Consider the following 10,698-nt stretch of genomic DNA (forward strand, 5'->3'; position numbering starts at 1 on the left):
GGCCCTACCAAGCCACCCCGCCGACACTGGACAGGTGCGCCCAGCCAAAGCGACGGCACCGGCCGTCACCGCCGCAGCGACCGCCCTCCTGGCCGGCGCAGCCGCCATAGCGGCGGGCCGCTTCGCCAGCAACGCCGCCCTCAAGGCCCCGGCAGGCCGCCCCCTGCCGACCGAGCCCCGGCTCACGGTCCACGCCACGGCGGCCGGCCAGATCACCCTGACCCGCGCCCTCGCGAGCCTGCGCCCCGGCAGATACGGCCTGAGCGGCGACGGCAGCCACGCGGTGATCGGCCCGGTCGTCGACTCCGCGGCACACGAGGCGGACACCGTCGTACGCCGCCTGGAAGCCGTCACCCACGGCACCCTCGACCCCGGCGCACGGGCCTGGCTCACCCCGCAGGTGTACATCGGCGACCCGCACGCCGCACTCGGCATCGACCACGCGGACGTGGACATCCCCGGCGAACTCGGCGGCCTGCCCGCCTGGTTCGTACCCGGCGCCCGCGACACCTGGGTGATCACCGTGCACGGCCTCGGCACCACCCGCGAGCACCCCATGGTCGTCATGGACTTCCTGCACCGCCTGCGGTTCCCGGTCCTCGACCTCGCCTACCGCGGCGACCTCGGCGCACCCCGCTCCCCGGACGGCCTCGGCCACCTCGGCGAGACCGAGTGGCGCGACCTGGACGCGGCCATCCGCTACGCCGTGCGCTACGGCGCCGAGAACGTGATCGTGCACGGCTGGTCCACCGGCGCGGCCATGGCCCTGCACGCCGCCGCGTACTCGGCCCTGCGCGACCGCATCAGCGGCCTCGTGCTCGACTCCCCGGTGCTCGACTGGGAGGTCACCCTGCGCGCCCTCGCCGCGGCCCGGCGCACGCCGGGCTTCCTGCTCCCGCTCGCGGTGCGCGCCGCCCAGGGGCGGACCGGCCTGCGCGGCGACCGCATCCTGGAGGCCGCCGACCCCGACGTGCTCAAGGTGCCGACCCTGCTCTTCCACGGCCCCGACGACGTCATCGCCCCCTGGGACCTGTCCCGCCGACTGGCCGCGCGGCGCCCGGAACTCGTCACTCTCCACCGGGTTCCGGATGCACCCCACGGAGCCATGTGGAACGCGGACCCCGCAGGCTACGAAGAGGCGCTGCGCCGCTTCCTCACGCCCCTGATGTAGCACCCCGCACAGCCAGGACGTAGCGCTCCGGAGCCTCACGAAGGCATTCCGTTTGGGTTTTCGGACGGTCAACAGGAAGACTGCTCCCGTGACGTCCCGTATCCCGCGCGACTCAAGGCTCCGACTCGTCCGTGCTCAGTCCCCGATGGCCGAGAGGCGAGCGGCGGCGGATCGCGGCGCAGCGCGCCCCCTGGCCGCCCCCGGCGCAGTGACGGAGGCCCGCTCGCGCCGTCCCGCGCCCCGGCCGCCCGAGGGCACCCCGGCCCCCGCCGAACTGGCCCGCATGGCCCGCGCCGGTCTCGCCGACGCCGTGCGGGTGGCCCGCTGGGCCGACACTTCCCTGCGCCCGGGAAGCGGCGGGGGAGAGCGCGACGGCAAAGGAACCCTCTCCGCCAACACCGCGGAACGGGCCGCCACGGAGCTCGCGCTGACCGAGGATCAAGTCAGGTCCGACTGGGACACCGCACGCCTCGCGGGCCTCGTCGAGGTGCACGGCGACAGCGCGCGCCCCGGCTGGCGCCTGCGCGCCTGGGACCGTGACGACGCCGCCGTGCTGCGCGGCTGGGTCGCCCTGTTCGACGCCTGGTCCCTCGCGCACGCGGCATCACGCGAACTGCCGCCCGTGGTCGTCGCCGAGACGGTCGAGGCCATGCCGCAGCTCCTCACCCTCCTTCAGCTCTCGGCGGGCCCCGTCCCCGTGTCGCAGCTCCTGGACCTCCTGGACCAGCGCGTCACGGAACTGCGCACGGAACGCTGCGAGATCCCCTACGGCCCGCAGCCCGAGCCGGTGGATCCCGATGACGCCCCCTCCCTGGCCACCCTCCTGGACTGGGCCCTGCGCGGCCTCGCCGCCGTCGGCGCGCTGACGTACGCCGACGGGCAGGCCACGCTCACGCCGCTCGGCAGCTGGGCGGTCTGGGTCAAGCTGGAGCAGATCTGCGTCGCCGCGCAGAGCCCGGCGGGCCACATCGAGCAGGCGGCCGCCGACATGCTGCGCGGCTGCGCGCGCCTCCGCCCCAAAGCGGCCCGCGCCGAATACCGCGCCTGGCTCGCCGCCCGCCCCGTCGGCAGCGCCGTCACCGAGCTCCTGGAGGCCGCCCGCGGCGACGACGCCCTGCTGCGCGGCCTCGCCTTCGAGGCCCTGCGGGTGGTCGGCGCCCCGGCCGAGGCAGAGGTGCGGGCCGTCGTGGACGAGGCCTCGCTGCGGCCCTACGCCCTGATCTGGCTGGCCGAGCAGGAGGGCGCCGACCCCGAGGACGTCCACCTGGTCCTGACCCGTGACGAGTCGACATGGCTGTGGGTCGACACCGCCGCGGCCGTCGCCGACCACGGGGAGACCCATCTGCTCATCCGCCACCTGGAGTCCGCGGTCCAGCCCACGGTGCCCGCGCTCCTGGACGAGGTACGCAGGATCGGCCACCCCCGCACCGTCCAGGTCCTGGTCGCGCTCGCCGCAGCCCACCCCGACCCGGCGCTCGCGAAGGCGGTGCGCCGCGCGGCCTTCCAGGTGCACACCGGAGGGGTTTGACGTCCTCGCCGCCTTGAAGGGCGGCGATTGCGGTCCGTACCGCTACGCGGTACCACCAGGGGTTCCTGCTTCAGCGACCGGTGCCGCTCCGTGAGGAGTGGTCTTACCTGGTCTCCACAGGCTTGACGTTCCGCCCGTCCGGCGGTAGGCCCCACAACTCCGTTGTCGGACAAGCCGACGTTAGCAGTGGTGCCGCGCCCCTACGGGCCGCCAGGGGCTGGTCGGGGCCGACCCCGAAGAGCAGCGCGAGGACCAGCGCGATCAGACCCGCGATGCCGCCGCCGACCGTCGCCCTGCCGCCGGGGATCCGGCTGCCTCGTACGTCCTGCACCTCGGACGTGTCCAGCTCGGCGTCGTCGTCGAACCGCATGGGCGCACCACCCTCTGCCGCGCATCCGGGGCGGCGTCCGCAGTCCCACGCCGATCATTCGGCCCCTTCATCCCGATATGCCCCTCTCCGAGCGGCGCCGGACGGAGGTCCGAACGGGGGACGCCCGCCGAGTGGCGCGCCGGACGGCCGGGGCACGCGCTGCCGCCGCCGCTACGCTCTGCGCCTGTTCCGTGGGCATCGGCCGGGAACGGGCCGTGGGCATCGGCCGGGCATGGGTACCAAAGGGGCGCGTCGTGAGGTGGGTACCAAAGGGGGCCGTCGCACCGAGCGAGGCGTCGGGATCGGGTTCGTCGGGACGGGAGGCGTCGGGATCAGGGGCGTCGGGACTGAGGGCGACCGGACCGCGGGCGTCGGGACCGCGGGCGACCGGACCGCGGGCGTCGGCGGCCCGCCGCGGCTCCCGGCTCGCCCTCCCGGTGGCCCTCGCCCTCCTCGCCCTCCCGCTGATCACCGCCGCCCACCACTCGCGCCCGGCCCCCTACGGAGACCACATCACCGTCCACGCGCGCGTGGCCGCCGCCGGCGCCGCCCCCGAGCTCCGCACGAAGGGGCACACCGTCGAGGCGTACGACCCGGCCACCGCCCGCGCCCGCTGGACCTACGGCCGCGAGGGACACCGCCCGCTCGCACTGCTCCCCGCCCCCGGCCACGCCGTCGCGCTCTGGAGCGACGGCCTGGTCACCGACACCCGCGCCGACGGCAGCGCCGTCCGCTGGCACCGCGCCATCCCCGGCAGCGCCGCCTGGCTGCGCACCCCCGCCGCCCGCGGCGGCGCCGGAGTCCTGCGGCCGCTCGACCAGCGGGGCCGCATGATCGCGGTCGTCACCCCGCACCGCATCGCCGCCTACCGCGGCGTCGACGGCGACCTGCGCTGGGTGCTGCCCGCCCGCGGCGGCTGCGCCTTCGAGCCGGCCCGCTCCGTACGCCACGGGAACGCGCTGCTGGTCGCCCAGCCCTGCGGCGACGCCGCCACCCCCTGGACCTCGCAGCTGATCGCGGTGGACGACCTCGGCCGGATCGTGCCGAGCCGAACGCCCCTGGGCAACGAGCTGCCGGGGGCCGCCCCCGACGGCGTACCGAACCGGGCAGAAAAAGTGTTTGCGCGGCCCCGTTAGAATTGGCCGCATGGCCATTCTCCTCGTGCATTAGACGGCGTGATCGCCTTCATCAGCCCCTCCGCCGTCCATCCCCCCTGCCCTGGAGTCTGTCCGTGATCACCGCTTCCGGCATCGAGCTGCGCGCCGGCGCCCGCATCCTCATCGAGAACGCCACCTTCCGCATCGCCAAGGGCGACCGCATCGGCCTGGTCGGCCGCAACGGAGCGGGCAAGACCACGCTCACCAAGTGCCTCGCCGGTGAGGGCATCCCGGCCGGCGGCACCATCAGCCGCTCCGGAGAGGTCGGCTACCTCCCGCAGGACCCCCGCACCGGCGACCTCGACGTGCTGGCCCGCGACCGCATCCTCTCCGCCCGCGGACTTGACGTACTCATCCGCAAGATGCGCGAGAACGAACAGCGCATCGCCAGCGGCTCGGGTGCCACCCGCGACAAGGCGATGCGGCAGTACGAGCGCCAGGAGACGGAGTTCCTCACCAAGGGCGGGTACGCCGCCGAGGCCGAGGCCGCCACCATCGCCGCCGCGCTCAACCTCCCCGACCGTGTGCTCGGCCAGCCCCTGCACACGCTCTCCGGTGGTCAGCGCCGCCGTATCGAGCTGGCCCGGATCCTCTTCTCGGACGCCGACACGCTCCTCCTGGACGAGCCCACCAACCACCTCGACGCCGACTCCATCGTCTGGCTGCGGGACTACCTGAAGACGTACCGGGGCGGCTTCATCGTGATCTCCCACGACGTCGACCTCGTCGAGACGGTCGTCAACAAGGTCTTCTACCTGGACGCCAACCGCACCCAGATCGACGTCTACAACATGGGCTGGAAGCTCTACCAGCAGCAGCGCGAGTCCGACGAGAAGCGCCGCAAGCGCGAGCGCCAGAACGCCGAGAAGAAGGCCTCCCAGCTCCACTCGCAGGCCGACAAGATGCGGGCCAAGGCCACCAAGACCGTCGCCGCGCAGAACATGGCCAAGCGTGCCGACAAGCTCCTCGCGGGCCTGGAGGCGGTGCGCCAGAGCGACAAGGTCGCCAAGCTGCGCTTCCCGGACCCCTCGCCGTGCGGCAAGACGCCGCTGATGGCGGAGGGCCTCTCGAAGTCGTACGGCTCGCTGGAGATCTTCACCGACGTCGACCTGGCCATCGACAAGGGCTCGCGCGTGGTCATCCTCGGCCTCAACGGCGCGGGCAAGACCACGCTCCTGCGGCTCCTCGGCGGCGCCGAGAAGCCCGACACCGGCCAGGTCATCGAGGGCCACGGCCTCAAGCTCGGCTACTACGCCCAGGAGCACGAGACCCTCGACCCGGAGCGCACGGTCCTGGAGAACATGCGCTCGGCCGCGCCCGACCTGGACCTCGTCGAGGTCCGCAAGACGCTCGGCTCGTTCCTCTTCTCCGGGGACGACGTCGACAAACCGGCGGGTGTGCTCTCCGGCGGCGAGAAGACCCGCCTCGCCCTGGCGACCCTGGTCGTCTCCTCCGCCAACGTCCTGCTCCTCGACGAGCCCACCAACAACCTCGACCCGGCGAGCCGCGAGGAGATCCTCGGCGCCCTGCGCACGTACAAGGGCGCGGTCGTCCTCGTCACGCACGACGAGGGCGCGGTGGACGCCCTCCAGCCGGAGCGGATCATCCTGCTGCCCGACGGCGTCGAGGACCTGTGGGGCCAGGACTACGCGGATCTGGTCGCACTCGCCTGATCCACGGGCCCCGCGAGAAGGGTCCACTTTGATTGATCGAATAAATGATCCACTGCGTATGGATCATTCGGCCGATCCGTGATCCTTCATCTGTGTGAGGCCGCCTCGTACCGAGGTGCGCGATACACGGATTTCTCTTGTGTGGCGGGCGTGGACCGAGGTTCTCGCCCGCCACCGCGCTGACCTGGCACTTCGCTCGACAACCCATTCGGACGTACGGAATTCAATGCGCGGAATCGTTAATTCCGCTCGTGGTGGCCCGTTCTGGAGCGGCAAACCTTGTCGTACGGACCTTGCCGAATGGGTGGCCAGGAAGCCCGGAAGGGGTGATCATGAGAAGTCCAGAGCGCACTTCCCATGAGGAGGCACGGGTGGCCGAGACTCTGAAGAAGGGCAGCCGGGTAACCGGCGCCGCGCGCGACAAGCTCGCGGCAGACCTGAAGAAGAAGTACGACGGCGGTGCGAGCATCCGGGCGTTGGCCGAGGAGACCGGCCGTTCGTACGGCTTTGTGCACCGCATGCTCAGCGAATCCGGAGTCACGCTGCGGGGACGCGGCGGGGCGACGCGAGGCAAGAAGGCCGCGGCCGGCTGACGGCTGCGGGCGGTTCACCGGCTTCGACGGTGGCCACCCGGTCGATCGGTTGATCGGCCGGGTGGTTACTGTGCAGTCACTTACGGGCGCTCGCGCGCTCGCACCGACCGCACACCACCATCGGAGGCCCCCATGGTTTCGCCCGGAAGTGAACTCGGCGGACCCGCACCGGTACTCGACAAGGACGGCGTACGCCTGACTGTCGACGAGGCCGTCGCCACGGTGACGCTGGCCAACCCGGCCAAGCGCAACGCCCAATCTCCCGCGCTGTGGAGGGCGTTGGCCGAGGCAGGCCGGATGTTGCCGGGCAGTGTCCGCGTCGTGGTGCTCCGAGGTGAGGGCAAGTCCTTCTCCGCGGGCCTCGACCGGCAGGCGTTCACGCCCGAGGGCTTCGACGGTGAGCCGTCCTTCATCGACCTCGCGCGCGGCGACGACGGCGTCCTCGACGCCACCATCGCCGAGTACCAGGAGGCGTTCACCTGGTGGCGGCGCAGCGACATCGTGTCCATCGCCGCCGTCCAGGGGCATGCCATCGGTGCGGGCTTCCAGCTCGCGCTCGCCTGTGACCTGCGGATCGTCGCGGACGACGTGCAGTTCGCCATGCGCGAGACCAGCCTGGGCCTGGTGCCCGACCTCACCGGCACGCACCCCCTCGTGGGTCTTGTCGGCTACGCCCGCGCGCTGGAGATCTGCGCCACCGGGCGGTTCGTCCAAGCGGACGAGGCCGAGCGCGTGGGCCTCGCCAACCTCGTCGTGCCCGCGGACCAGCTCGACGCGTCCGTGAGCGACTTGGCGGCCGCGCTGCTCGCCGCGCCGCGCGACGCGGTCATCGAGACCAAGGCGCTGCTGCAAGGTGTCTCCGGTCGTACGTACGAGGAGCAGCGCACCGCCGAGCGCGCGGCGCAGGGGCGTCGGCTGCGGGATCTCGCGGGGCTCGGCGACTAGGCGCTCCGCTGGAGGGCCGGTTTCATCTGCGGGTGTGTTGTGGCTGGGCGCGCAGTTCCCCGCGCCCCTGCGGGGCGCTCGTCCCGGTCGCTCCTGTCGGGTCATTGTTCGACGGCCGTGATTAGGACGGTCACCGAGGGGTGGTCCGGGAGTGCCGCTGGGCGGCCGGTTTCATGTGCGGGTGTGTTGTGGCTGGGCGCGCAGTTCCCCGCGCCCCTGCGGGGCGCTCGTCCCGGTCGCTCCTGTCGGGTCTTTGTTCGACGGCTGTGATTAGGACGGTCACCGAGGGGTGGTCCGGGAGTGCCGCTGGGCGGCCGGTTTCCATGTGCGGGTGTGTTGTGGCTGGGCGCGCAGTTCCCCGCGCCCCTGCGGGGCGCTCGTCCCGGTCGCTCCTGTCGGGTCATTGCTCGACGGCTGTGATCAGGACGGCCACTGACGGGTGGTCCGGGAGTGCCGCGGCGACTGCCGCTCGGACCGCGAGTGCCACGTCCAGGGCGCGGTGCTCGCGGGTCGTCGCGATCTCCACGCGTGCGTGGCGGCGCGCGAGCGTGGCGTCCGCCGCGGGGGACTCCTCGATGTGGACGGCGCGGCCGAGACCGCCCAGAGCGCCGGTCAGCCGCCGCACGCCCGGCACGTCCAGGGCGGCGCGTGCCACGTGGGCCTCGTCCCCGCTGCCCGCTGCCGGTTGCGCCCCGTCCGGTGATTCCGCCGGTTCCGGGGACACGGCCGCCGGGAGCTCACCCTCATCCAGCAGGGACGTCACACTCAGGTCCACCTCCTCGACCGCAAGGCCGAGCCGGTCACCGGCCGCCGCGAACAGCGCCTCGCGGAGCCGGGCGGCCGCCGCCGGCAACGGCTCGGTCGCGGCCGCGGCGAACTCCGCCGTGATCCGCAGCGGCCCCGGCGGCAGCGCGCTCGGCGGGGCGGGAACCGAGGCGACGTACGCGTCCGAAGGGTGGGCCAGTGCCACCCGCAGGCCGCCGAGCCGCACACCGTTCACCCCTTGTGCCGCACGGCGCAGCACTCCGCCCGCCGCCGACTCCGTCACCCAGGCGCCGTCGCCCGGACCTCCCAGCGGCAGCACCCGCCCCAGGCCGAGCTGCCGCCGCACTGCCTCAGTCCACCCGTCACCGGTCATTGCCCCAGCCTGCCGCATCCCTGGCGCGCGACGGCGCAACCGCACTTAGTGTGGGCGAAGGAGCACATCCCCTTTCGAAAGGGACGGCGATGACCGACACCGGACAGCGGCAGCGGCCCCAGGAGAGCCTGGAGAAGGAACCCTCGGGCGGGTCGGCGGGGAAGACCGGCGCCACCAGGAGGGGTGGCGGAGATCCCGCCACCAGGGGGCGCACCACCATCGCGGACGGCGTGGTCGAGAAGATCGCCGGGCTCGCGGCCCGCGACGTCGTCGGCGTCCACGCGATGGGCGGCGGCCTCGCCCGGACCTTCGGCGCCGTCCGCGACCGGGTGCCCGGCGGCTCCAAGTCCGTATCGCGCGGCGTGAAGGCCGAGGTCGGCGAGGTGCAGACGGCGCTCGACCTGGAGATCGTCGTCGAGTACGGGGTCTCGATCGCCGATGTCGCCCACGCCGTGCGGGAGAACGTCATCGGGGCGGTCGAGCGCATGACCGGGCTCGAGGTCGTCGAGGTCAACATCGCGGTGAGCGATGTGAAGCTGCCGGACGAGGAAGACGATGAGCCGCAAGGCCGCCTTCAGTGACGCAGCCGTCCTGCCAGTCGTCTTGCTAAGGAGCGCGCGATGAGCATGGCCGTGATCGGCATGGTGGCCGGAATGGCGCTCGGCTTCGCCGGGTACTTCGGCGGGTTCGGGGCGTTCCTACTGGTGGCGGCGCTCGGCGCCATAGGTTTTGTCGCCGGCCGGTTTCTCGAGGGCGACCTCGACCCGGGCGACTTCTTCCGTACCCGTGGCGACGACCGGCGGCGGTGAGCCGTGGCGGCACAGGTCGCGCCAGGGGAGCGCGGCGCGACCCGGATCGCCGACCGGGTCGTCGCGAAGATCGCCGCGCGGGCGGCGCGCGAGGCGCTGAAGACGGTGCCCGTCGGCGGCTCGCCACCGCACGCGACGGTCACCGTGCGCAACAATGCGGCCCGCGTGCGCGTCAGCGTGGAGCTGGACTACCCCTCGGACATCGGCGGGCAGTGCGGTGAGGTGCGTCGCCAAGTCGCCGAGCGGGTAAAGGCGTTGGCGGGGATGGAAGTGCCCGAGGTCGCCGTCCAGGTCGAGCGGCTGCACTCGGCACAGGTGCGCGCCGCGGCACGGGGGAGGACGCGATGAGCGAGACGCAGGGGCCGGAGAGCGGTGGCGGTGGTGGCACACGGCCGGTGCCGGTCATCGAGCAGGCCGGGAGCGATCTCGACCAGTCGGCGTCCGCGGCCTCCTACGATCCGCCGCCCACGCTGGCCGACGACACCAGGGCGACCCGCTTCTGGTCGTCCCGGCGCGTTCCCGCCACCGTCCTCGCCCTGGTGATCCTCGGTGGTGCGGGGCTTCTGCTGTACGACATCGCGGCCGTGCGCGCCGGGCACTCGGCGATGGCGTGGCGGCGCGACGTCGCCCGTGAGCTGGCCGAGCGGCCGCTGGACAGTACGTCGGTGCTTGTCGGCGCGGGGGTCGCGGCGGCCGCCGGGGTGTGGCTGATCGTGCTCGCCGCGACGCCGGGGCTGCGGGCCGTGCTCGCCATGCGGCGCGGGGATCCCGAGGTGCGGGCCGGTCTCGACCGCAGGGCCGCGGCGATGGTGCTGCGGGACCGCGCCATGGACGTGTCCGGAGTGCAGTCCGTGCGGGTCCGCATGACGCGCTCCAAGGTGGACGTCCACGCGATCTCGCACTTCCGCGAACTCGACGACGTACGCGGCGACTTGGACGCCACGCTGGCCGACGGCATCAAGGACCTGGGCCTCGGCCGAGGCCCCGCGCTCTCGGTGCGCGTCGCACGGCCGGGCAGGAAGGGCTGAACCCGCGATGCTGAAGACGGTCAACCGTGTGGTGCTCGGTCTGCTGGGCCTCGTCCTGCTGGGGCTCGGCGGCTCGGTGCTCGCCATCGGCCTGGGCGCGGACCCGCCCTCGTGGTGGGTGCACGACGGCAAGCACGACGTCCTGCTCAGCGACGCGGACCGGGAGCGGTGGCGGGACGACGGCTGGTTCTGGCCCACGGTCATCGGCGTGCTCGCGGTGTGCGTGCTGCTCGCCCTGTGGCTGTCTCTTATACCCATCTCCGAGCCCACGAGACGCTCATGAACC

12 protein-coding genes and 1 pseudogene are annotated in these 10,698 nt (G+C 73.0%); 11 read left to right on the forward strand and 2 right to left on the reverse strand.

Annotated elements, in window-relative coordinates:
• The first annotated feature begins 34 nt into the window (after nucleotides 1-34).
• Together E2651_RS35255 and E2651_RS35260 are read left to right on the forward strand one after the other, a co-directional pair.
• The gene (locus E2651_RS35255; protein ID WP_135335335.1) at nucleotides 35-1,171 is read left to right on the forward strand and encodes an alpha/beta fold hydrolase; all 1,137 of its coding nucleotides are present in this window, start codon (nucleotides 35-37) and stop codon (nucleotides 1,169-1,171) included.
• Nucleotides 1,172-1,259: 88 nt separating this feature from the next.
• Nucleotides 1,260-2,699 carry a hypothetical protein gene (locus tag E2651_RS35260; protein WP_167828992.1) on the forward strand — a complete coding sequence of 480 codons (1,440 nt, stop codon included), beginning with the start codon at nucleotides 1,260-1,262 and terminating at the stop codon, nucleotides 2,697-2,699.
• A gap of 103 nt (nucleotides 2,700-2,802) precedes the next feature.
• Here E2651_RS35260 and E2651_RS35265 read toward each other — a convergent pair whose 3' ends face one another.
• The gene (locus tag E2651_RS35265; RefSeq protein WP_135335336.1) at nucleotides 2,803-3,069 is read right to left on the reverse strand and encodes a hypothetical protein; all 267 of its coding nucleotides are present in this window, start codon (nucleotides 3,067-3,069) and stop codon (nucleotides 2,803-2,805) included.
• A gap of 254 nt (nucleotides 3,070-3,323) precedes the next feature.
• Between E2651_RS35265 and E2651_RS35270 the strand changes: the two genes are divergently transcribed.
• From E2651_RS35270 to E2651_RS35285, 4 genes are all read left to right on the forward strand, one after another.
• Entirely contained in the window at nucleotides 3,324-4,205 is an 882-nt protein-coding gene (locus E2651_RS35270) for a PQQ-like beta-propeller repeat protein (RefSeq protein WP_245239430.1), read from the forward strand.
• 95 nt (nucleotides 4,206-4,300) lie between these two features.
• Nucleotides 4,301-5,899, forward strand: a complete 1,599-nt coding sequence (locus tag E2651_RS35275; protein WP_135335337.1) for an ABC-F family ATP-binding cassette domain-containing protein — start codon at nucleotides 4,301-4,303, stop codon at nucleotides 5,897-5,899.
• Nucleotides 5,900-6,270: 371 nt separating this feature from the next.
• On the forward strand, nucleotides 6,271-6,492 hold the full coding sequence (locus E2651_RS35280; protein ID WP_055550175.1) for a helix-turn-helix domain-containing protein: 222 nt from the start codon (nucleotides 6,271-6,273) through the stop codon (nucleotides 6,490-6,492).
• Nucleotides 6,493-6,624: 132 nt separating this feature from the next.
• Nucleotides 6,625-7,437 (forward strand): enoyl-CoA hydratase/isomerase family protein, encoded by an 813-nt coding sequence (locus tag E2651_RS35285; RefSeq protein WP_135335338.1) that lies wholly within the window; start codon nucleotides 6,625-6,627, stop codon nucleotides 7,435-7,437.
• A gap of 400 nt (nucleotides 7,438-7,837) precedes the next feature.
• Here the strand turns inward: E2651_RS35285 and E2651_RS35295 are convergent, their stop codons facing one another.
• Nucleotides 7,838-8,575, reverse strand: coding sequence for a nucleopolyhedrovirus P10 family protein (locus E2651_RS35295; protein ID WP_135335339.1), 738 nt, complete (start codon nucleotides 8,573-8,575; stop codon nucleotides 7,838-7,840).
• Between the two features lie 89 nt (nucleotides 8,576-8,664).
• Between E2651_RS35295 and E2651_RS35300 the strand changes: the two genes are divergently transcribed.
• From E2651_RS35300 to E2651_RS35320, 5 genes and pseudogenes are all read left to right on the forward strand, one after another.
• Nucleotides 8,665-9,156, forward strand: coding sequence for an Asp23/Gls24 family envelope stress response protein (locus tag E2651_RS35300; RefSeq protein ID WP_135335340.1), 492 nt, complete (start codon nucleotides 8,665-8,667; stop codon nucleotides 9,154-9,156).
• Nucleotides 9,157-9,195: 39 nt separating this feature from the next.
• Nucleotides 9,196-9,384, forward strand: a complete 189-nt coding sequence (locus E2651_RS35305; protein ID WP_135335341.1) for a hypothetical protein — start codon at nucleotides 9,196-9,198, stop codon at nucleotides 9,382-9,384.
• A 3-nt stretch (nucleotides 9,385-9,387) separates the two neighbouring features.
• Complete coding sequence (locus E2651_RS35310) at nucleotides 9,388-9,732, forward strand: iron-sulfur cluster assembly protein (RefSeq protein ID WP_135335342.1); 345 nt, start codon at nucleotides 9,388-9,390, stop codon at nucleotides 9,730-9,732.
• Nucleotides 9,729-10,412, forward strand: a complete 684-nt coding sequence (locus E2651_RS35315; RefSeq protein WP_135335343.1) for a DUF6286 domain-containing protein — start codon at nucleotides 9,729-9,731, stop codon at nucleotides 10,410-10,412. The genes E2651_RS35310 and E2651_RS35315 overlap by 4 nt, the downstream gene beginning before the upstream one ends.
• Before the next feature lie 7 nt (nucleotides 10,413-10,419).
• A pseudogene (locus E2651_RS35320) lies at nucleotides 10,420-10,653 on the forward strand (alkaline shock response membrane anchor protein AmaP); the annotation flags it as partial.
• Nucleotides 10,654-10,698 lie beyond the last annotated feature (45 nt).

It is taken from the genome of Streptomyces sp. MZ04 (assembly GCF_004684775.1).
GTDB lineage: Bacteria > Actinomycetota > Actinomycetes > Streptomycetales > Streptomycetaceae > Streptomyces.